The sequence below is a fragment of the Corynebacterium sp. AOP40-9SA-29 genome (assembly GCF_052377405.1).
Classification (GTDB): domain Bacteria; phylum Actinomycetota; class Actinomycetes; order Mycobacteriales; family Mycobacteriaceae; genus Corynebacterium.
The window spans coordinates 227,692-248,417 of the sequence record NZ_JBQSWR010000006.1 but is presented as its reverse complement, the minus strand read 5'-3'; the positions used below and the strand labels follow the sequence as shown (position 1 = coordinate 248,417).

The following is a 20,726-nucleotide window of genomic DNA, read 5'->3' as shown; positions in this document are numbered from 1 at the left end:
AATTTTACCTCAGCGGGTCTCGAACCCGGTGTACTCGCCACGCGGGCCCGTCACCGAGTCCACCACATGGTCCACCCGTCCCGGAGTATCGCCGGAGCGTAGCCAGTTGAGCAGGTCGCCCGTGGCGGTCTCGGAGCCTTCGGCGACGACGAGGACGCGGCCGTCCGGATAGTTGGACGCGAAGCCGACGAGCCCGAACTGCAGGGCCTTCGTCCTGGTCTTCCAGCGAAAGCCCACCCCCTGGACGTGGCCATGGACCCACGCGGTGAGACGCGTGGTGGGTGGTGTGCTGTCGGTGGTTGGCATGGTGCCGAGTCTATCGGGGGCACACCGGCGACCGTCAGTAGAACTCGGCCATCGCAGTGGGCGGACTGGTCATTACGAGTTTGACGTTCGCACCACCCCCTCTACGTTCGTAGCGTCTTTGCGGCTGCCGCGGCGAGGATCATGTCCCGCATCTCCACTGGAGCGTTACACGCACGCAAGGCATCAGCAGCAGCGTCGGGGACGCGGGCCCAAGTGTCTGCCACCACCGCGAGCACCCGGTCGACGTTCTGGTCGGTCTTCGTCGCGTAGAATTCCCAGTCTTTCGCGGTCACCTGACTCGGGCGGTAGTGCTTGCCGACCTTGAAGGCCAGCTCCTGGTCGAACTGCGGATACGGAACGACCGAGAGCAGATCATACGCCGGGGCCAGGCGGCTACCGACCGGTGTGATGATCACCGAGTGATTCTTCGCGTGCGCGTCGGCGTTACCGATGGCGACGTTGAACGCGAGGAGTCGGTTGAAAACGTCAAGGTCGGCGTCGGGGTCGGCGTCGGGGTCTGTGACGTTCGCCTTCAGGAAGGCAACGATCTCCCGCATTCCGGGGCCGCCCGTCTTCTGGTACTTCGCCGCCGCCGCGTAGCCCATCGCCTGGGCGAAGTCCTCCTGGTGGAGGCGCTGAACCCGGCCGGTGTCGTCGCGCACCCTGTCATAACGCTGGGTGACGAACACCTGCTCGCCACCGATAACTTCCACCGCTGACTGTGCCGTGGGGATCCCGAGGGCGGCTGCGGCCTGCAGCATGGCGGCCTCGTTGATGTCCAGTGCCGTGAGGCCTTCTGCTGCGGGCTTCAGGATATGTGCGGACGGGAGGTCACCGAATGGCAGTCTCCACCCGTGCTCGTCACGGTAGAGGCCGATCTTCGGCTGCTGGCCAGCCAACGACACCTTCGGAAACTCCATGGTGAACGGCATCGCCCCATGGTTCTCGCGGAGGTCTGCGAGCATGTCACCGACCTCACGGTCCGAGAGAACGACGCTGTCACGATGTTCCTCGGGGAGTTGCCCGGCTGGAACGAACCTGGCGGCACCAGCGACATCCTCACCCACGAAAGCGAGCACCGACGTCGGGTCGTTGGGATCCATCTTCCGGTGGCGACGATGCCAGTCGTTGAGGGTCTGCCGGTTCTCCGGAATCAACGACTCGAGAAACCGCACGGTGCGTTCAGGGTGTCCCTGTCCTGGCTGCATCGGCAGAGACAAAGACAGCGGGTACGAACCCGCGGTGTTCAGCCATTCATCGGTGTACGTAAGTGCCGGTGCCGCCAGTCCCCCTGTCGCCCGTCGGATCCGACCGGCCAACACCCCGGAGAGGTACACATCGAGGTCAGTGACCCCTTAGAGAGCCGTCCAACTTGCGAAGGTGGATAGGTCCGGGGGCGATGGATCTTCCCGTCGGAATCCCTGCAGAGGGCCGATGTGTTCAGCGATGGCGGCGTAGGTGTCCAAGGAGACTCCGGGTTCCCCATTCTCCACGCGGGACACCGTGCGGCGACTGCTACCAACGAGGTCGGCGAGGTCCACCTGCGTGAGTCCCCGAGCCTTTCGCACCTGGGTGATCTCACGGCCCAGACGCTTGCGTGCCGAGGCCGGCGACCGTAAGACACGGCGCTTGCTTACCGGAGCGGGGCTACCCATGGCGTGGTCCTTCTCAGTGATCAATGTGCCTTGTGTGGCTCATCGAGAACTCTACCAGCGCAATCAAGTGGCCTTAGCCGCGCAGCGTGCGCGCGGGCTGGGCATCGAAGGTGTCGTCCTTATCGTCCCAGCACTCCACGTTCTTCAGCTCGGGCAGCATGCTGCGCTTGAAGACGGGATCGAGCCCCTGCTTGCGCTGTTCGTTGTAGTTGCGCAGCAGTTTCAGCGCGACCGGGCACAGCGGAATGATCGCGCAAAGGTTCACGATCACCATGATCGCGGTGAAGGTGTCGGCCAGGGCCCAGATCACCGGGATGTCGACGATCGCGCCGAGGAAGACACAGACCACCACAAGCACGCGGAAGGTCAGCATCACGATCGGGTTCTTCGTGAAGTACTCCACATTGGACTGGGCGAGGTAGTAGTTGCCGATCACCGAGGAGAAGGCGAGGAAGAACAGGATGAAGGTCACCGCGTGGATGCCCCAGTCGCCGACCTCGGCGGCCATAGAGTCCTGGGTGAGGCTGGCTCCCTGGATCTCCTCACCGAAGGGCGGGTTGTTCAGCAGGATGATGAAAGCGGTGACGGAACAAACGACGAGGGTGTCGAAGTAGACGCCGAGGGTCTGCACCAGGCCCTGCTTAACGGGGTGGGATACCGCGGCAGTACCGGCGGCGTTGGGCACCGAGCCCTGACCTGCCTCATTGGAGAACAGGCCACGACGCATGCCGTTCATGAAGGCCGCGCCGATGGTCGCTCCGGCGATCTCACGGAAGCCGAGGGCGTGGCCGACGATCTGGGCGAAGATACCGGGGATCTCGGAGAGGTTCATCAGGACCACAATCAGGCCGAGGGCGATGTAAGCCACGGCCATGAACGGCACGACCACCTGGGTGAAGGAGGCGATGCGCTGCACACCACCGAAGACGATGAGGCCGGTGAGTGCGGCGACGATCAGTCCGACGATGATCTTCAGGCCGGTGCCGTCATTGTCGGCGGAACGCCCGACGGACTCGACGATGGAGTTCGTCTGCAGGGCGTTATTGATGAAACCGAAGGTCAGGGTGATGACGATGCCGAAGATTACGGCGAGGACGGGCTTATTCAGGCCGCGCGTGATGTAGTACGCCGGACCACCACGGTAGGCGTTGTTCTCGTAGTCACGGGTCTTGTACAGCTGGGCCAGGGTGGATTCCACGAAGGATGTCGCACCGCCGAGGATGGCGATGATCCACATCCAGAACACCGCTCCGGGCCCACCGAGGGTGATCGCGACGGCGACACCGGCGACGTTGCCGGTGCCCACGCGCGAGGCTGCGGAGATCGTGAATGCCTTGAACGGCGAGATCCCCTTCTTCTCCGCCGAGTGCGGATCATTCTTGAGCATCTCGTCGCCCTCGTACGGGGCCTCTGCCACCGCACCGAACATCTGGGGGAAGAGCCGGAGCTGAACCAGGGCGGTTCTGACTCCGAAGTAGAGGCCGACCGCGACGAGCACAAAGGCGAGAACAAACCATATGTTGTCGTTCAAGGATGAGATGAAGTCCGTCATGTTCGGGACGTTACTGCGCAATGCGTGAAACCGATGTACCAACACTCAGATACGTGGCGCAGATCACTTTTGCCTACCTCATTAGGTCACCCCTGGTCATTTCCAGGGGTTATCGCGGCTCCGAAGCGCTTGGAATCACGTGCTCCTTGACACTCGCCAGACCGCCGCATACCTACAGTGTCAGCTTCACAGGCACCATCCCCCGGAAGACTCCACGATGAGGGACAGCCCCGGTCACTGGTCTGCACCACGGCGACGCGTGTCGAAAAGGCGAGGATTCCCGAGGCGCTAGCCCGGCCTATCATCCTTGGGCATCGACGATGACCCGCTTCTCGGTTGCACCCTCGATGAGTGAAACAAGTTGCCGTTGTCGGTCCTTCATAAAATCATAGAAGTGGTCTGCTCGCAGTAGGCCCGGATCGACAAGATGACTCCGCAGTCTTTCATCGACTTCTTGCCCAGGATTATTCGCATCGTCGGCAAACTCAGCCTCCAGCGTCTGCAGATACCGGCTCGGGGCCACGCCTCCGATTATTCGGTTGGTTCGAGAAGACAGCGGTGTCTTATTGATGATTGAGTCATAGATCGCGGGCGGAATATCATTCTTTTTACACCAGTCCTTCGGGAAAATGTGGTGAATATCTACATTCTCATCAAAGAATATAGTGTGGCCATAGGATTGCCCGGTTCGAAAATCCCGTGCCCCGTGATACGTGAGAAGAGCATTGACCCCCTTGTACGCCGCCGAGGACCGAGAGCGCATCGACTCAAGACGATCCGCGCGAACAGTCGCATCATGGACGGTGGACGGCTCCTTCTCACCATCGATCCATCGCACCACTTCGACGAAGTCATGCGCGATACGGGTCTCGGTCGATGAGCCATAAAGTTCCCCGAATACGCCATTCCAGAACCACCTTTTCACCTTAGCCTGGGCAGCCGGAGAGTCACCTCGTTGTCCGAGGTCAGCGAGAATTGCAGCCAGGGGAACCACCTGACTCTGATAGGGAAGGTCTTTCACCCGGTAGATCCCGAGGTTTACAAGGAACTTCGCAGCGGCGAAAAACCCCTCCTCGATTTCGTCCTGATATTTAAGGTAGGCTTCCAGCGGAAGGTCGAGAAGGCTTTTTCTGGTCGCGGATATTTTCGGAAGGTCCTTCCCTGTCCTTCCGTTTTTCGCTGCATCATCACGAAGCCCCCTCGAATGAAACAACGAGATCGCCTGAAGGAAGTCCGTATTCCCCACGTCGCCGAGGACGCCAACCTCCTCCGTAGGAAGTCGGTGCGCTGCAGAGAGACGCTCCTTCCTTCCCTGGCTAGATTCACTTCCGTACCAGTCTTTCCTCAGCTCGTGACCCTCAGCTGCATACATGGCGGTCACCAGCTCGAAGGCATCCAGCGGCTTGCCGCCGGTATTGACCTTCTCGAAGACAACGCAGACAGCCTCTTTCGTTGTCGATGCAGCGAGTCTAATCTGCGGAACCAAGTACTCGGTAAAGTTGGAGATAACCCTGTCGTTAAAATTGAAGATCTCTGCCATACTCTCGGTACCAACATGCGTAAAGTAACCCTGTTGCCAATCAGTCCACGAGAAAATTTCGTTAAGGGGGAATAGCTTGTTCTCAAACTCTTTCTCACGCGTTGTTACATCTATGTCAACGCTGCGCCCAAAGTCCGAGGTCACTCGCTTATCTGCAGGCACCACAATCACGGCGTCCTCGCGGTCGCACTCGTCGTCTAGGCATTTCTCGATGTCTAGGTAGAACCAACGGTCGACTGGCTTACCTCGCGGCGTGACCGTAGACACCGCAACCTTTCGCTTCATCACCTGAAACAGGGATGTCAGTCTCTGCTGGCCGTCGAGCAGTAGTGACTCCACTGTGTTGTCGTCCGACGCAGGAGAAGCCCCTTCAACAGGACGAGGTTTGAACGTGACATTGCCACCGGTCCGCAACGTCATTACGGCACCGACTGGGAAGCCTCGGGACACGGAGGCAATCAGCGCGCGGATACGCTCTTCATCCCATACCCATCCTCGCTGGAAGTCGGGAAGTTGGAGTTGCCCCTTCTCCGCGTTGCCCAGCAGCTCGCTAAGTTTCACTGCCGATGCTTCGAAGCTCGTATCCGTGCCTGCCATCTGTCCTCGCAATCGTGTATGCGCCCCGTGGGCGACTGAAAAGTCGGCTACTCTCCGCACATTACCTGAACTCAGCTGCCACTTAGTATTGAATACGGCCCCAAGCTGCTCACCGGCTCACACTGGGGCACAATCGAGCCGCCCCGTTCCTGGTCGCTACGGTGGCTGCTCCGCGAGTCCAACTGGATAACCTGAGCTTCAGGTAGCCTGCAGCACATGATCGACTGGTCTGAACTCCGCCAGCTAGTCACACGGGGAGTGTCCGTGCCGGTGAGTGCGCAAGTGCATCTCCACGGTGCGTTCGACGGTTCCCATCTGGGCTGGGTGATCGGTGGAGAGCGCATGGCAAGCCTCGTCCTCGGCCCTGGTGACTACCGACTCCTCCGGGATGACCGCCGGCTCCTTCTCGCAGATCTGGCCGGCACCCCGCTACTCCTGGAGAACGAAGACGCCACCGTGGTCACGCTCGACGGATCTCCGGTAGATGGCTCAGAGAGTTTGTCGGTCATGTCGCCAGCAACATGGCTCATCTACCCACGCCTACTGCTACGCACGCTGGACTCGGTCTTCCCCGCTGGTCCAGTCGAGGACGTCAGCGTAGAGGGCCGACATGCTTTCCTCGTCCCGGGGTTACCTGGGTGTCACCTGGACAGTTCAGAAAAGGTCCGGTGGATCACGGTGGATGCAGAGACCGGTGTCCCGATGGTCGTGGATACCGGCGATGGGGGCGGGCAGCTCCTCAATGCCGAGTTTTCTCCAACGATTCCGGCTACCAGCTTCACCCGGGACGCACAGTTGCATGGGACGCCGCAACGCCCTGAGCCGTGGAGTCCTCCGAAATTCGAGGTCACGACGGAGCGACCGAATGAGGCATCTGCACCGGTTGAAGAGCAACCATCACCGGCCTGGCACGAACGACTCCCCACTGAACACGACATCCGCACGTTCCAGGAACACTGTGCCGCCCCGCGAGATGAGGATCGGAAACTACCCGGATACGACTTTGCGCATGATCACCCTGACGGCGGGCACATCGTCCTCAACGAGCAGGCCGACGCTAACCGACGGATGCTGCTCTACCAACTGGGCAGGGTGGTCAACGGTGAGATCCGCTGGGCAGAGGAGTCCTATAGCCCCGAAAGCTGGAAAGTACTCGTGGTCGGCGGCCGGATTTTCACCAGCGATGGCACCACCCTGACCCTACGAAACCGGGACCTCGACGTGGTCAGACGCTTCTGGGCACCGGCGGGGAATCACTGGCTCAACGCGGTCGGACCGTGGTTCGGCGCATTTAGCTTCAGACTCAGCTCACTGGATCCCGAGTGGACCGAGGACGATGACTCGGGCACCTACCGTCTCTACGATCCGGACTCCCTCGAGGAGGTGCTGGCAGTGTCGGTGTCGACGTCACAAGCCCGTGTCTGGTGGCACGCCGGCGAGCTGTGGGTCTCGGACGGTCAGCTGCGAATATTCTCCCCTCCCCCTCGTCACCGAGCGCTGGCGGCTGCCACCTGAGAGGCGAGAAAGCGGCTCCCCGGAGTCGATGGATGGGAGGTCATGTTGAATCCGCGGGTGGTGATGTCCCAGTTGCCGGAGATGTAGCGGGCGGCATCCTTCGCGCAGCTGGAGTGGCTGTCGATCGTCTTGGACCTGATGTCGATGAACTGCACGCCGGCGGTCACTGCCGCTGCCTTCTGGTTCGCCTGCGTGGCACGTTCATTGGACGCGGTACGCGGTGCAGGCTGGCCGGTGGGCATGTTCGGGATGATGTTGACGTCGCAATAGACCTGGTTGGAGCCCGTGGTGGCAAGGCGTCCGAGAATGAATACCTCAGCTTTCGGGGCGACCGCGCGGACCTTGTCCACCGCAGCGACGAGATTCGCCCGGACCATCGCGTCGTCGACGCCCTGATTCTTGTCGTTCATGCCGGCGGCGAAGACGACCGTGGAGGTGTCGTTCACGTGGCCGGCCATGATGGCCTGGTCGACCCGGCCGAGCATGTTCGCGGTGGTGTGCGTGTTGCACGCCCAGTTCTGGACGGGACGCCCCGTCTGGTTCGCAACCAGCCCGGGCCATGCGTCGGGTGCCACGAAACAACCTGACTGCTTCGGGTAGGAGCTGCCGAGAGCAGGGTAGCTGTTGATCCAATCGAGCGAGTTGGCGGTGAAGGAGTCACCGAAGGCCACGACGTTGCGCTCAGTCCTCGTGGAGTACAGGTTCGAGGTCGACGAAGATCCGCTAGCCCCACTCGACCCACTTGACCCGCTTGACCCGCTCGAGCCACTGGAGCCAGAAGATCCCGAGGAACCAGAGGACCCCGAAGATCCCGAAGATCCCGAGGAGTTCGCTGAGCCGCCTCCTGACGACGGCAGATCGGCCGCCACCGCCGCAGGGGAAGCGGCGAAGGCGGAAAATGCCAGGGCAAGGGCCGCGAGCGGAACCAGGGCGGTAGGACGACGGCGAAACAGTCGCACGGCAGAGTTCTCCTGAAGGAATGAAGTGTCAGAGGTGGAGAGAGGTAAAACCAGAGGTGGAGAGCGGCGGAGGAAGCGAACACCCTCCCCAGATCCCCGGCACCGCGCAAGGTGACTCGTGGGCCAAGGGCAACGTTATTCTAGAAAAACACTTTTCGTGGCGAAAGCCACTAATCTCGGGGGCATTTCCCCGTCATCCCCGCAAACGCCCCGCCAACATCCCACCATCGCCTACCCCAAGCAAGCACGGCGCTCACCGGTGCAACCCCAGGGCCCCACGCCGGGCTGACGGGCTGGCTCAGGATGGTTCGGCGCTTCTCCGGTGCGACCCTGCGCACGTCACTGAGGTAGATCTCGTGGTGCGTCCCGTCCAACCTCAGACCGTTCTCTGGGAGGAACTCGTGATGTATTCGCTCCAGAACAGGTCCCTCATCGTCGAAGGAGCCGACGTGGAGTATCTGCACGCATTTGCCCTCTGCGAGCGACCGGAGTCGGACGTCCCGCAGCCGCGCCGGTGACTTCTTGGCCGCGACCTGCGCGACACCGTGATGCGGTCGTCCGATTGGTCCCGGCGGCGTTGGCCGAGCAGCACGATGAATGGACCGAAGCGGCGCCGGTGCAGGAGGCAACGTCAACCGATCCCAGCATCACCCTCGTGACGGACCCTGGCCTGGCGCCACGCGCACAATTTCGGCAGAGAAAAGATACGCCACTTCCTCGGTGTTGACCACCCCCGCACCAGGAATAGCGGGCGAGGAAGACGAGGTTGCTGTTCTCCGTATGAGGTGCTTAATATCATGACTCCAGACTTGAAGAACTGAATACCCACAGCTCTACTCAAAAGAGCCCTACTCAGGAGAGACCCAGTGCCCAAGTGGCTCTTTGTTACGTTGCTGATCGCGTTGCCGTTGCTATTCGGTTCTGTTCACCCGATCCTCTTCTTCCTCGCCCTCGCCGGGGTACTGATCGCGAACCCAGTGATCTGGAATTACAGGAAGAACCAGTACTTCAATGGCCCAGAGTTCAATGGGCTCCGCGCTCAGATTTCCTCAGTTGTCGCCGAGCACAACGAGGTCGTGAACTACGTCGCGGAGATTCGCGGCGAAGGCGCGTTCGAGCTGGGTACGTCGTCCACCGGCCAGTACGCACACCTCGCGAACTTTGAGAACACGTCTAACTGGAACTACCAGCGCGACCGCAACGTGGCCGAGTACGCGCCCCACGTCCACAATGCATCCCTGCAGGTCGTACGCAACGCAAGCATGGATCCGATCAAGTACCTGATGAAGTACTTCGAGATCAAGGCGACCAAAGAAACGCTGGCCGACGTGCAGCGGATAGCTGCGGACGTCTCACGACTGGAAGAGGCCGTCGCCAACGTGCAGCGTCGTGAGGCCACGATCGTCACGATGATCAACCCGCCCGCATTCATCCTTCAGCGGTACGCGGACGAGTTCTGGAGCCTCGTCGGCGTGCATCTATCGCCGATTACGGTGCCGTACCCGAAGTACAAGTTCGAGTACGTCTCCGCCGGTGGCAACAGCGCTCAGACGGTGAACATCAATCTGAACACCCCGACCCTCGACGCACTCTCAGAGACACTCGTTCAGAAGATTCGTTGGGCGAAGTCGGCTGCCGGTCAGCGCGCGCTCATGACCGCCCGCCTGCGCGGGTGGATCAAAGATCGTGACGACCATACTTGCCAGAATCCCGCATGTGGGGTTTCCGTCGCTGTCGAGCCGAACCTGCTCCTTGAAGTCGACCACATCGTACCGGTGTCGAAGGGCGGTCTCAGCGAGCCCGACAACCTCCAAACTCTGTGCTGGCGCTGCAACCGCACCAAGGGCGCAAAGATGCCCGGGTAACATCTCCTCCCCCGCACGAGCGCCCCTCGGCGGAGAAGCCTCACACGCTTGATGCTCGGCGTGGATGGCTTCCAGCGCCCCGGGAGCAGCGCGAAGTCCGTCGGGTGCTGCCGGCGTCACCGATACACCAGGACGTTCGCGTCGACAACGACTCTTGGGCCGTTCACCGGGTATGGATCACACGATCGGGCGGCGTGTCTTCCGTGACATCCTGCGCCAGCGCGACCAGCGCGGCCCGCCGGTGCCCCGCGCTAGCTCTGCGGTAGCGCTCCAATTCCGCCGCACTGACCCGACGATGGACTCCCCCGCCCGCTACTGTTAGCTCGCCCCGGTCGATCAGCCGCACCACCGTCATCCGACTCACACCCAGCAGTTCCGCCGCCTGCTGCGTACTCAGTAACGCATCCGCGGGAAGGACGACGGCACCTCCGCTCGATTCCAACACCTCGACGACGCGCAGTAGAGCATCGCGCGCCTGCTCCGGAATCCCCGCACCGTTGTTCGTCGGAACATCAAGCGCCTCACTACCGCTGCTGGCACACCGGACAGAAGTGCGAAGACCGGTTCATCCACTGCTCGCGCACCATCGGTGTCCCGCACCGGTGGCACGGCTCCCCCGTCCGCCCGTAGGCGTTCAACGACCGCGAAAAATACCCGGACGCCCCGTTGACGTTCACATACAGGTCATCGAAAGTCGTCCCGCCAGCCGCCAGGGCGCGCTCCATGACCTCACGGGCGCACTCCAGGACGCGCAGGACGTCCTGCTGTCGCATCGCGCTGGCGCGCTTACGCGGGTGCACGCCGGCGTCCCACAGCGCCTCGTCGGCGTAGATATTGCCGATTCCGGAGACCACCGTCTGGTCCAGCAGCACCCGCTTGATCTCCGAGCGTTTCCGCCGGATCGCCCGGGCGGTCTCAACGGCATCGAAGGACGCATCGAGCGGGTCCACCGCGATATGCGGGACGGGGTCACTGTCGGTGAGTTCCCAGCGTCCGAAGGTGCGCTGGTCAACGAAGGTCAGCTCCAGCGGCCCCTCGTCGGCCGTCGCCAGGCGTGAACGGATCCGCACGTGTGGGGAGAGCACCTGCCCCGGTTCCCCGAGCAGCATCTGCCCGGACATGCCCAGGTGCACCAACAGGTTGCCGCGGTGCCCCAGGTCTAGCCAGAGGTACTTGCCGCGGCGGCAGACCTGCGACACGACCGCCGCGTCCAACCCGGCGATGAGGGCGGACGCTCCCCCGTCCTGCCCGCGCACTGCGCGCGGGTGCAGCACCTCGGTGTGCAGGAACGTCGCGTCGAGGATGTGCTCGGCCAGTCCGGCGCGCACGACCTCAACCTCGGGAAGCTCAGGCATGGTGGCTGGTTACCCTCGGCTCAAGTCAGCTCAGGGCCTTGTAGGCCTCGCGGGCGGCGTGATGTTCGGCCTCCTTCTTCGTGTGGCCGGTACCCCGGCCACGCACCTGGTCACCGATGGTGACGGTGGCGTTGAAGGTCTGGTCGTGGGCGGGGCCGGACGCCTCGGAGACGTACACGGGGTCGCCGCCGATGCGCAGGTCGCTGAGCTTCTCCAACAGCACGGTCTTCCAGTCCATAGTCAGACCGGTGGACGGTGCCGTAGTGATGCGCTCGGCGAAGATGCGCAGCACGGCATCGCGGGCGGTGGCGAACCCGTGGACAAGGTAGATCGCCCCGAGCATTGCTTCCACCGAATCGGCGAGGATGGAATGCTTGTCGTTGCCGCCAGTGAGCATCTCACCGCGGCCCAGCAGGATGTTATCGCCCATGCCGAGATCGCGTGCCACGTCCGCCAAGGCGTACATGTTGACCACCCCGGCACGCATCTTGGAGATGTCCGCCTCAGAGCGGTCCGGGAACTGCACGTAGAGCTGCTCGGCAACGCTGAGGCCCAGCACCGCGTCGCCGAGGAACTCCAGGCGCTCATTGTTCGGGAGGTTGCCGTTCTCGTTGGCGAAGGAACGGTGCGACAGCGCCAGACGCAACATCTCGTCCGGCAGGTCCACGCCCCACGCTTCCTTCAGCGGGCCGTGGTCGGTCTTCGAGAACGCGGCTTGAAGGGCGGCCTCACCGGTGAGGCGGCGCTTGCGTGCCATTAGGCGTCCTCCCCCGGCTTCGCATCATCATCGGCCTCGTCATCGTCCGCGTCATCGCTGACGTCGGCGAACTTCTCAGCCAGCGCCGCCCAGCGCGGGTCCACGACCTCTTCCTCGCCGGACACGCCATCCGGCTCGGGGGTGGCGTCCGAGCAGGTCAGCCCGTAGTCGGCGCAGACCGGGTTGAACGGGAGGTTCAGGCCGGCTTCGTCGACCAGCAGCTGGGTGACGTCCGCCTGGTCCTTCTCCACCAGGTTTGGCTCGTCGCCGTCCTCGGCGTCCTCCCCGGAGATGAAGTCCGGGGTCATGCCGAAGACATCACTGATGTGCAGGGAGATCTCACGGTCGATGGGCCCGAGGCAACGGGAGCACTGGCCGGTGGCGTGGGCGTAGGCGGTGGCGTCGACCAGCAACGACTCCCCCAGGTTCGTAATATCGGCGACGACCTCGACCTGCGCGCCCTCGGCCACACCGAGCATCTCGCCACCCAGCCGGACGGTAGCCGTCCCGGTGGTGGTCACATGGTGGGGCACGCCGACGGTCTGAAGCGGCTCACGGACATCGAGGAGAAAAGGATCGTTACTCACACCATGTTTCTACCCTCGCGACGGGGGGTAGTGCGAATCAGTCGCGGTAGTCGTCCCTGTAGTCATCCCGGTACTCGCCGCGCGACTCCCCTCGCGCCTCCCGGCGGGCGGGCTCGCGTCCTGCCGCCTCACCGTGGCGTGTGCCGGACACCCCGGCGCCCTTGCGCAGCGCCGAGCGGTCGCGCGAGACGGTGCGCAGCGTCCCGGTGAGCGACTCCTCGAACTGGGCCAGGGTGGAGTCCACGTAGTGGTCGCACTCGCGGCGCAGGCGGTCGGAATCCGAGTGGGCGGACTCCACGATGCGGCGGGCCTCGTCCTGCGCGACGCGCACGACCTCGGACTCGCCGACCAGGCGCTGCTGCTCGGCGATGCCCTCATTGACCGAACGGTCGTAGGACTCATTACCGGCGGTGACCAGACGCTCGGCCTCCGCCTCAGCGCGGGTGGTGGTCTGCTCGTACTCCGCACGCGCATCAGAGACCAGGCGGTCGGCCTCGGACTCGGCGCGGGCGACGGTGGAGTGGGCACGCTCCTCGGCGTCGGTGACCATGTCCTCGGCCTGGCGGCGAGCCTCCTCGAGGATCCGGTCGCGCTGCGCCTCAGCATCGCGCACCAGGGTGTCCGCCTCGTCCTCGGCGTTGGCGATGATGCCATCGCGGTGATCGAGGACGTCCTGCGCATCGTCCATCTCCACGGGGATGGCGGTGCGCACCTCGTCGAGAAGGTCCTGGACCTCGCGGCGCGGGACCATGCAGTTGGAGGTCATCGGAACGCCGTACGCCTGGTCAACCATGTTCTGGAGGTCATCGAGGCCCTGGAAAGTCTTGTACATGCGTTCCAGCATGCCAGAAATGGGGCGGACGGTACGGGTGTGACACGCAGACGCCACACCCCCTCGGGTGTCGGCCGGGTGTCAGGCGGGCGTGTCAGGCCCCGTAACGGGCGGTCACCGCGGCGGCGACGTTCTCCGGCAGCAGGCCGTTGACGTCCCCGCCGTACTTGGCGACCTCCTTGCAGATCGTCGAGGACACGTAGCCGAACTGCGGGTTGGTCAGCAGGAAGAAGGTCTCCGCCCCGGACAGCCGCTGGTTCATCTGTGCCATCGGCAGCTCGTACTCGTAGTCCAGGGAGCTGCGCAGCCCCTTGACCATCGCCGGGATCTTGTTGTCGGTGAGATAGTCCACCAGCAGCCGGTCCCAGGTGTCCACGGTGATCCGCGACGCCTCCGGGGAACCACTGGCGTCCAGTGCCTCACGGATCAACGTCACGCGCTCCTCGGCGGTGAACAGGCCGGACTTGTTCGGGTTGTAGGTCACCAGCACGGTCACCTCGTCGAAGTTGCGCGCGGCGCGCGTGAAGATGTCGAGGTGACCGTTGGTGACGGGGTCGAAGGACCCGGGGCAGCAGACTCGCATGCCGCCGATCCTACCGCTCCGTGTTCTCCCCTACCGGCTGTCCCCTGCTGCGCTTACTCCCCGTCGCCGCGCCAAATGGCCATGTCCATGCGCGCGATGCCGTAGGTGCGCTTCTTGAGCTTCTGGTTGGTCTTCTCGAAACCTTCCGGCCAGCTCACCTCCGCCGAGGCCACGTGCCGTTCGATCACGACGACGGCGTCGCGCATCAGCGTGGGCACCAGGGCTGCGACCATCTCGTCGACGGCCTCGTCGGAGAGGTCGTAGGGCGGGTCGGCGAGCACCATGGTGAAACGGTTGTGCGGCGCAGTGCCCAGGAAGCTGGACGCCTTGGCCTCCACCACGTGCACATTCGGGTGTCCGACGATCGCAGCATTGGCCCGGATCGTCTCGCAGGCCTGGTGGTTATCGTCGACGAGGGTGACCTCGGCGGCGCCGCGGGAACCGGCCTCCAGGCCCAGGGCACCGGAGCCGGCGAAGAGGTCGAGCACGACCTCACCCTCGAAGCCGAAGCGGACCTGCAGCGAGGAGAACAGTCCTTCGCGTGCCCGATCAGAGGTGGGACGGGTGACGTCGGCGGGAACCTTGATCTTCCGGCCGCGTGCGGTGCCGGAGATGATGCGTGTCACGGCGGATCAGGCCTCCCCGAGGGCGAGGATCAGGTCCCCGCCGTCGACGCGGGCGTAGTCTTCCACGGCCCCCCGGCGGACCACGCCGGGCCCCGGGGCGTCCACGGCACTCTCGAGCTTGGTGGCCTCGACCACGGCGAGGCGGTCTCCCGTGTCGACGGTCTGGCCGTCCTCGACGGCGAATCTGACGATCCCGGCAAAGGGGGCGTGAATGTCCATGGTCGCTGATTCTATCGTGCCGGGGTTCGCCCCCGCCGCCCAACACCAGTCAGCCCCAGTCAGCTCCGTTCGATGTACTCCTGGTCGCCTTCGGTGAAGTCGGCCGCCAGGGTGCGCGCCAGGGGCTCGTCGTAGGCGACGAGGTCCTCGGCGTAGCGGCGCGCCTCGGCGACGGTCTCGCCGTCCTCGGCGAGGTTGAGCAGTCGGGCCCGTCGGTCCCGGGCACCGGACTGGTGCTCGCCCAGGACGTCGCCCTCGGTGCGGGTGCGCAGGTCGAGTTCGGCCAGCGCGAAGCCGTCGGTGGTTGCGGCGACGGCCTCCAAACGCCGGTAGGACGCCGCGGCGACCGGGGTTGTCTCCTCGGCTTCCGGATTCACCGTGGTTGTGAGGAAGCACAGGGATTCCGCCGCGCCTCGCCCGACCCGGCCGCGCAGCTGGTGGAGCTGGCTGACGCCGAAGTTCTCGGCATCCATGATCACCATCACGGTGGCCTCGGGGATATCGACACCAACCTCGACGACGGTGGTGGACACCAGCACGTCAACCGCGCCGGTAGCCAGATCATCCATCACCTCGGCCTTGTCGGTCATGCGCCCGTGCAGCCGGCCGATGCGCAGACCCTGCAGCGGGCCGGCCTCCAAGCGGTCGGCCACGTCGTCAACCCCGCCGAACCCCTCGATCTTCGGCACCACGACGAACACGCGGTGGCCGCCGGCGACCTGCTCGCGGATCACGGCGAACAGCCGCTCGACCCAGGAGCGTTTCCACATCGGCACCACGTGGGTGTGCACCACCCCGCGCCCGGCCGGTGAGGTGTCGAGCGTGCAGATCGACAGGTCGCCGAACATCGTCATCGCCACGGTGCGTGGGATCGGCGTGGCGGTCATCACCAGCAGGTGCGGGGTGCGTTCCACCGGGGATTCTTCGCGCAGTTTGTCACGCTGGCGCACGCCGAAGCGGTGCTGCTCGTCGACCACGACCATGCCCAGATCGTAGAACTCCACGGCGTCCTGAATCACCGCGTGGGTGCCGACCACGATGTCGGTGGTGCCGGAGATGATGTCGAGCAAGGTGTCGCGGCGTTCCGAGACCGGCTGCGATCCAGTCAGCAACGAGACGGTCGCCCCCGTGCCCTTCAGCAGCCCGGTCAGGGTGCGGTAGTGCTGCGCGGCGAGGACCTCCGTGGGGGCCAGGAAGGCACATTGGGCGCCGGAGTCCACGACCCGCAGCATCGACAGCAGCGCCACGATCGTCTTGCCCGAGCCCACGTCGCCCTGCAGCAGCATGCTCATTGGCGACTCGGTACCCATGGCCTGCCCGATGGTGTCCAAGGCCGCCTGCTGGGCCTCGGTGAGTTCATAGGGCAACGCGCGCACCAGCGTGGAGTAGCGCGACTCGTCCTCGATCGCCACCACGGCACGCCCGTGGCGGGCGGTGGTGTCGGCCCTGCGCAACGCCATGACCAGCTGCAACGCTAGAGCCTCGTTGAACTTCAGCCGGGTGCGGGCGTCCTGCGCGGGCACCTCCGCCCCCAGTCCGGAGGTCTCCTCCGGTGGACGGTGGATGTCGTGCAGCGCGGTGGCGAAGTCCACCAGCGCCCGGCCCTGCACCGCCGGCCAGCGCGGAGCGCCTGTCGCGTCGGACGGTGCGGGCAGCATATCGGCGGGACGTCCCATCGCCTCGAGGACGTGGGCGGTCACCGCCATGACCTCGGCACCGGTGGTCCCGGTGCGTCGCGGATACGTCGGCAGCCACGGCACGGAGAGGATCTCCTGGGCCGCGCGCATGCCCCCGGCGACCTCGACGATGGTCTCCAGCGGACCGAAGGCGCCGAACGCCGCCTCGTAGGCCTCGCCCTCCAGGGGGCGTCCATCCGGGCCGGGCCCGGGGTGCAGGGTGATGTAGCTGGGATTGCGCAGCTGCCACTCCTCGCGGAAGAGCTTGAGTTTGCCCGACAGCATGATCTTGGCACCCACGGTGATGAAGGGCTGGTGGCTGCGCGCGGCACCGAACAGGGCCGAGGAGAAGTCCTCCCCGTTGACCCGGACGCGGAACGCAAGGATCTCCCGGGGGCCTTTGCGCCCTCGGTTGTCCTGCACCTGTGACCAGGTGACCTCCCCGAGACAGGTCAGCAGTTCGCCCTCAATGAGAGCATCGGTCCACACCTCCCCGACTGCCCCATCGGGCCCATCGGTCATGGCCCCGGTGCCGCTGGTGTGCACATAACTGGCCGGGAAGTTCATCAGCGCCTGGCCCAGGGTCGACAGCCCGGGTTTGCCCGCGAGTTTGCGGGCACGCTCGGGCGAGACCACCAGGCTCAACGGCCGCGGATCATCCCACCCGAGCATCTACTCCACCCCCACCTGCACGTCGGTCCCCAACCCGGGGACGCGGTAGGAGTGCAGCTCCACACCCGGGTGCTCGGCGCGCAGCGCCTCCACGGCATCTTCCACGCAGGACGCTGCGAGGTCGGACGCTGCGGGGTCGGACGCCCCGTCACCGTCGACGTCCCCGGCCAGGTCGTACAGGACGGTGACGAGCTCGCCGCCGTCGGCGAGCAGCCCGCTGACCATGCTGGTCACCAGGTCAGCCAGCGCTGCAGCGCCGTCAGCGGTATCGGTGCTACCGTCGCTATCTTCTTGGATCCAGCGCTGGGCAGACACGGCGTCCGCCATCTCCTCGGCGTTCTCGTCGAGGTCGGCGGTAGGGCTGTAGACGGCCATGGCCGCGAGCCCTCCCACGAAGGACTCGGTGTCCACCACGGTGGCTTCACCATCCGAGGAGGCCAGGCGGCCGAAGAGTTCGGCGGTGTCCTGCCCATTGGTCAGCACGATGCAGCCGGTGCCGCGTCGTTCGAACTCGGCGATCACCGTCGCAGTGTCCCCGGCAGTTGCCCCGGCGGTGGCGAACATGCCGCGCAGTCCACCCTCCGGCACCAGGGCCAGCACCGGCGCACTCGGGCGCTCCTCCTCGGCGGGTTCGACCACAGGCAACGCCTCCAGGGCCAGGTCGGTGACCTCACCTGTGGCGAAGGCAAGTTCAATCAGCGGGCCGCCGGCGGTGGTGTGCACGTGCACCCGCCAGGTGCCGTCGGACTCGCCGGGCACGATGACCACACTGTTGCCTCGGGTGTTCAGCTCGCCGCGCAGGGTGTCGAGGTGCTCCTCGGTGGCGCGCAGGGTGAACATCACCTCGATCTCGGCACCAGCAGTACGTTCCGCACCCTGCTGCGACGACGACTGCGCGCCGATCTCCTCGTCCGGCTGGCTGCCGTCATCCTGCGAGGACGTATCAGCGTGGCCCTCCCTGAGAGCGTCTTCAAGGGCGTCAGCGAGGGCGTCGAGAATGACCACCAGCCCCCGGCCGCCAGCGTCAACGACCCCGGCGGATGCGAGGGCGGGCAGTTGCGCGGTGGTCTCGGTGAGAGCCTTCGCCGCCGCATCGCGCGCGGCGCGGGCAATGTCCACGGCAGTGAGGTCGGTAAGACCCGAACCGTCCTGACTGGTGCCCTCACGCTCGGCGACGATGGCCGAGGAGGCCTCCGCCGCGGCGTGCAATACCGAGATGATCGTGCCCTCCACCGGCTCGGACACTGCCCGACGCACCAGCTTCTCCGCCCGGTGCAGCATCCCAGGGATCGAACCGGCCGATAGGGAGTCCTTCCCCGTGGCGGCGGCGGAGTCCGCCAACGCCCGCAGGAACTGGCTCAGCACCAGGCCGGAATTGCCGCGGGCACCGGTGACAGCCCCGGCGGCCAAGGAGGCGGCGACATCGGCCACGCTCGTCGCAGCGACGGCCTGCGATCCGGCCTTTCCGTGATCCTGGTGCATACGCTCGACCGCCGAGCCCATGGTGGCGGTCATATTCGACCCAGTGTCGGAATCCGGGATCGGGAAGACATTGAGTTCGTTGATTTCGTCCTTGTGCTCCGCCAGGCCTGCCGCGGCCTGCTCCGCCCACCTGGCGACATGTGCCCCGGTCAGCATGCCTGCTCCTGACCTGACAGGTCCCAGTCCACCGGGTCCGCGCCCTGCTCGGCCAGCAGGTCATTGGCGCGGGTGAATGGGCGCGAGCCGAAGAACCCGCGATAAGCCGCCAGCGGCGACGGGTGCGGCGACAGGATGCACCGCTCGCGCCCCACAACATCGGCCATGTCCTGGGCCTGGCGACCCCACAGCACGGCCACGAGCGGGCGGGACGCCAGACTGCGCACCACCGCTTCCGTGATCTCCTCCCAGCCCTGATCACGGTGGCTATTCGCCGAGCCCGCACGCACCGTCAGTACCCGGTTGAGCAGCATGACCCCGGCGTCCGTCCACGGTGACAGGTCCGCGGTGCGTGGCCGCGGCAGGCCCAGGTCCGACTCGTACTCGGTGAAAATGTTCACCAGCGACTTCGGCAATGGTGTGGTGTCAGCCGTGGAGGAGAACGACAGGCCCACCGCGTGCCCCGGGGTGGGGTACGGGTCCTGGCCCAGGATCAGCACCCGCGTCTCAGTCGCCGGACGCGCCAGAGCGCGGAAGACATTCTGTGGTGCCGGCAGGACGTCCTCGCCCTCGGCGATACGCCCGGCGGCCCACTGCGCCATCGACTCCAGCGCCTCGTCCGGCTGGCCGGACGCGGCGAGCTCTGCGCGCCACGACGGATGCACCGTCGCCAGGATGCGCCCCGCCAGCTCGTCCTGCGACGGGCTTGTATCTGTCTCAGCCAAGGGAGTCCCAGCCTCCCGTGTAGATCGGCGGCTGGCCGTCGACCGTCACCACCGGCAGGTCGGACTCGCCAGACACCTCATGCACCACACCCAGCCGGCGGTACCCGGCAGGCACCTCGGTGCTGGTGGTGCCCATCAACGTGTGATCCTCACCGCCGGTGAGCACCCACTGCCACGGGTCCACACCCAGCACCTCCCCGGCGTAGTACAGCTGCGCGTCCGGCGTCAGCGACGCCCCGTCCAGGTCGAACCGCACACCCGAACGCTGCGCCAGCGTGGTCAGGTCACGCAACAGCCCGTCGGAATTGTCCGTCATCGATGACACCCCGGCAGCACGCGCCACCGAACCACGGCCCACGACCAGTTCCGGGGCACAGTGCCGGCGCACCAGGTCCTGCAAAACGGCATTGTCCGGCACCGCCTCACGCGAACCGAAGTATCGCAGAATCGCCTCACCGGCGGCCGAATGACCGATCACCCCGCTGGCGATCACCTCATGGCCGGGCTCGGCCCCCGTAATAGCCATCGCCGGATCCGGGCCGGCCAGCACACCGACGGCCGTGACCGACACCACCAGCTGTGTGGAGGAGACCACGTCGCCACCGACGAGTTCCACCGCCCAGGGTGCCGCGGACTCCCCGATGCCGCGGGCGATTTCCGAGACCACCTCCAGCTCCAGATCCGGCGGGGTGGCCAAGGACATCAGCACCGCCGTCGGCCGCCCACCCATCGCCTGGATGTCGGCGAAGTTCTGCGTCACCGCCTTGGCACCCACCTCGAAGGGGGTGGACCAGTCGAAACGGAAGTGCACGCCCTCTACCAGCACATCCGTGGTCGCCAGGTGCCGGGAGTTCGGCGGGGCCGGGTCCAGCACGGCGGCGTCGTCACCGTTGATCTCGCTGGGGGCCGCCTCACGGATGGCGGCAATCGTCGCCGCCTCACCGGCCTGCGCCACGGTGAGCTTGCCGGAGGTGTCTGCCGTCATCGGTCTCCTCGAATCATCACACACCGTGGGTAACTTGACTGCCGGAACGCTTCACCGACCCCGAGGATCGGGTCCTGCACCC

The 20,726-nt window shown here is 65.1% G+C and carries 21 protein-coding genes; 2 read left to right on the top strand and 19 right to left on the bottom strand.

Features of this window, described 5'->3' with window-relative positions:
- Window positions 1–9: 9 nt before the first annotated feature.
- The 5 genes from ACT3SZ_RS12225 to ACT3SZ_RS12205 form a co-directional block, all read right to left on the bottom strand.
- On the bottom strand, window positions 10–306 hold the full coding sequence (locus ACT3SZ_RS12225; protein ID WP_444618982.1) for an acylphosphatase: 297 nt from the start codon (window positions 304–306) through the stop codon (window positions 10–12).
- A gap of 101 nt (window positions 307–407) precedes the next feature.
- Window positions 408–1,643 carry a HipA domain-containing protein gene (locus ACT3SZ_RS12220; protein WP_444618980.1) on the bottom strand — a complete coding sequence of 412 codons (1,236 nt, stop codon included), beginning with the start codon at window positions 1,641–1,643 and terminating at the stop codon, window positions 408–410.
- An 18-nt stretch (window positions 1,644–1,661) separates the two neighbouring features.
- Window positions 1,662–1,961, bottom strand: a complete 300-nt coding sequence (locus tag ACT3SZ_RS12215) for a helix-turn-helix transcriptional regulator (RefSeq protein WP_444618978.1) — start codon at window positions 1,959–1,961, stop codon at window positions 1,662–1,664.
- A 73-nt stretch (window positions 1,962–2,034) separates the two neighbouring features.
- Entirely contained in the window at window positions 2,035–3,513 is a 1,479-nt protein-coding gene (locus ACT3SZ_RS12210; protein WP_444618976.1) for an alanine/glycine:cation symporter family protein, read from the bottom strand.
- Between the two features lie 301 nt (window positions 3,514–3,814).
- On the bottom strand, window positions 3,815–5,650 hold the full coding sequence (locus ACT3SZ_RS12205) for a GmrSD restriction endonuclease domain-containing protein (RefSeq protein ID WP_444618975.1): 1,836 nt from the start codon (window positions 5,648–5,650) through the stop codon (window positions 3,815–3,817).
- Window positions 5,651–5,908: 258 nt separating this feature from the next.
- Between ACT3SZ_RS12205 and ACT3SZ_RS12200 the strand changes: the two genes are divergently transcribed.
- Window positions 5,909–7,165: a hypothetical protein gene (locus tag ACT3SZ_RS12200; RefSeq protein ID WP_444618973.1), complete on the top strand. Its 1,257-nt coding sequence runs from the start codon at window positions 5,909–5,911 to the stop codon at window positions 7,163–7,165.
- Here the strand turns inward: ACT3SZ_RS12200 and ACT3SZ_RS12195 are convergent.
- Window positions 7,138–7,836, bottom strand: a complete 699-nt coding sequence (locus ACT3SZ_RS12195; protein WP_444618971.1) for an SGNH/GDSL hydrolase family protein — start codon at window positions 7,834–7,836, stop codon at window positions 7,138–7,140. The two genes, ACT3SZ_RS12200 and ACT3SZ_RS12195, sit on opposite strands and share 28 nt — an antisense overlap.
- A 458-nt stretch (window positions 7,837–8,294) precedes the next feature.
- Window positions 8,295–8,753, bottom strand: a complete 459-nt coding sequence (locus ACT3SZ_RS12190) for a GyrI-like domain-containing protein (protein ID WP_444619047.1) — start codon at window positions 8,751–8,753, stop codon at window positions 8,295–8,297.
- A gap of 237 nt (window positions 8,754–8,990) precedes the next feature.
- Between ACT3SZ_RS12190 and ACT3SZ_RS12185 the strand changes: the two genes are divergently transcribed.
- Complete coding sequence (locus ACT3SZ_RS12185; RefSeq protein ID WP_444618970.1) at window positions 8,991–9,989, top strand: HNH endonuclease; 999 nt, start codon at window positions 8,991–8,993, stop codon at window positions 9,987–9,989.
- 163 nt (window positions 9,990–10,152) lie between these two features.
- Here ACT3SZ_RS12185 and ACT3SZ_RS12180 read toward each other — a convergent pair whose 3' ends face one another.
- The 12 genes from ACT3SZ_RS12180 to ACT3SZ_RS12125 form a co-directional block, all read right to left on the bottom strand.
- The gene (locus ACT3SZ_RS12180; RefSeq protein ID WP_444618968.1) at window positions 10,153–10,434 is read right to left on the bottom strand and encodes a helix-turn-helix domain-containing protein; all 282 of its coding nucleotides are present in this window, start codon (window positions 10,432–10,434) and stop codon (window positions 10,153–10,155) included.
- A 79-nt stretch (window positions 10,435–10,513) separates the two neighbouring features.
- Entirely contained in the window at window positions 10,514–11,344 is an 831-nt protein-coding gene (gene mutM, locus ACT3SZ_RS12175) for a bifunctional DNA-formamidopyrimidine glycosylase/DNA-(apurinic or apyrimidinic site) lyase (RefSeq protein WP_444618966.1), read from the bottom strand.
- A 25-nt stretch (window positions 11,345–11,369) separates the two neighbouring features.
- Window positions 11,370–12,101, bottom strand: coding sequence for a ribonuclease III (rnc, locus tag ACT3SZ_RS12170; protein WP_444618964.1), 732 nt, complete (start codon window positions 12,099–12,101; stop codon window positions 11,370–11,372).
- On the bottom strand, window positions 12,101–12,688 hold the full coding sequence (locus tag ACT3SZ_RS12165) for a YceD family protein (RefSeq protein ID WP_444618962.1): 588 nt from the start codon (window positions 12,686–12,688) through the stop codon (window positions 12,101–12,103). The genes rnc and ACT3SZ_RS12165 overlap by 1 nt, the downstream gene beginning before the upstream one ends.
- A gap of 37 nt (window positions 12,689–12,725) precedes the next feature.
- Window positions 12,726–13,520, bottom strand: a complete 795-nt coding sequence (locus ACT3SZ_RS12160; RefSeq protein ID WP_444618960.1) for a DivIVA domain-containing protein — start codon at window positions 13,518–13,520, stop codon at window positions 12,726–12,728.
- 94 nt (window positions 13,521–13,614) lie between these two features.
- The gene (gene coaD / locus ACT3SZ_RS12155) at window positions 13,615–14,103 is read right to left on the bottom strand and encodes a pantetheine-phosphate adenylyltransferase (RefSeq protein ID WP_301441852.1); all 489 of its coding nucleotides are present in this window, start codon (window positions 14,101–14,103) and stop codon (window positions 13,615–13,617) included.
- Window positions 14,104–14,156: 53 nt separating this feature from the next.
- Entirely contained in the window at window positions 14,157–14,729 is a 573-nt protein-coding gene (locus tag ACT3SZ_RS12150) for an RsmD family RNA methyltransferase (RefSeq protein ID WP_444618958.1), read from the bottom strand.
- 6 nt (window positions 14,730–14,735) lie between these two features.
- A complete protein-coding gene (locus ACT3SZ_RS12145; protein WP_444618957.1) occupies window positions 14,736–14,948 on the bottom strand; it encodes a biotin/lipoyl-containing protein in 213 nt (70 codons plus the stop codon).
- A 59-nt stretch (window positions 14,949–15,007) separates the two neighbouring features.
- Complete coding sequence (locus tag ACT3SZ_RS12140; RefSeq protein WP_444618955.1) at window positions 15,008–17,296, bottom strand: ATP-dependent DNA helicase RecG; 2,289 nt, start codon at window positions 17,294–17,296, stop codon at window positions 15,008–15,010.
- Window positions 17,297–18,934: a DAK2 domain-containing protein gene (locus ACT3SZ_RS12135; protein ID WP_444618953.1), complete on the bottom strand. Its 1,638-nt coding sequence runs from the start codon at window positions 18,932–18,934 to the stop codon at window positions 17,297–17,299.
- Window positions 18,928–19,659, bottom strand: a complete 732-nt coding sequence (locus ACT3SZ_RS12130; protein ID WP_444618951.1) for a uracil-DNA glycosylase — start codon at window positions 19,657–19,659, stop codon at window positions 18,928–18,930. Before ACT3SZ_RS12130 ends, ACT3SZ_RS12135 begins: the two co-directional genes overlap by 7 nt.
- A complete protein-coding gene (locus ACT3SZ_RS12125; RefSeq protein ID WP_444618950.1) occupies window positions 19,652–20,644 on the bottom strand; it encodes a thiamine-phosphate kinase in 993 nt (330 codons plus the stop codon). Before ACT3SZ_RS12125 ends, ACT3SZ_RS12130 begins: the two co-directional genes overlap by 8 nt.
- Window positions 20,645–20,726 lie beyond the last annotated feature (82 nt).

Coding starts and splice junctions, on each gene's coding strand:
- ACT3SZ_RS12210 (WP_444618976.1), bottom strand. CDS start 3,513: ATGACGGACTTCATCTCATCCTTGAACGACAACATATGGTTTGTTCTC.
- ACT3SZ_RS12135 (WP_444618953.1), bottom strand. CDS start 18,934: ATGCTGACCGGGGCACATGTCGCCAGGTGGGCGGAGCAGGCCGCGGCA.
- rnc (WP_444618964.1), bottom strand. CDS start 12,101: ATGGCACGCAAGCGCCGCCTCACCGGTGAGGCCGCCCTTCAAGCCGCG.
- ACT3SZ_RS12215 (WP_444618978.1), bottom strand. CDS start 1,961: ATGGGTAGCCCCGCTCCGGTAAGCAAGCGCCGTGTCTTACGGTCGCCG.
- mutM (WP_444618966.1), bottom strand. CDS start 11,344: ATGCCTGAGCTTCCCGAGGTTGAGGTCGTGCGCGCCGGACTGGCCGAG.
- ACT3SZ_RS12140 (WP_444618955.1), bottom strand. CDS start 17,296: ATGCTCGGGTGGGATGATCCGCGGCCGTTGAGCCTGGTGGTCTCGCCC.
- ACT3SZ_RS12125 (WP_444618950.1), bottom strand. CDS start 20,644: ATGACGGCAGACACCTCCGGCAAGCTCACCGTGGCGCAGGCCGGTGAG.
- ACT3SZ_RS12160 (WP_444618960.1), bottom strand. CDS start 13,520: ATGTACAAGACTTTCCAGGGCCTCGATGACCTCCAGAACATGGTTGAC.
- ACT3SZ_RS12145 (WP_444618957.1), bottom strand. CDS start 14,948: ATGGACATTCACGCCCCCTTTGCCGGGATCGTCAGATTCGCCGTCGAG.
- coaD (WP_301441852.1), bottom strand. CDS start 14,103: ATGCGAGTCTGCTGCCCCGGGTCCTTCGACCCCGTCACCAACGGTCAC.
- ACT3SZ_RS12225 (WP_444618982.1), bottom strand. CDS start 306: ATGCCAACCACCGACAGCACACCACCCACCACGCGTCTCACCGCGTGG.
- ACT3SZ_RS12205 (WP_444618975.1), bottom strand. CDS start 5,650: ATGGCAGGCACGGATACGAGCTTCGAAGCATCGGCAGTGAAACTTAGC.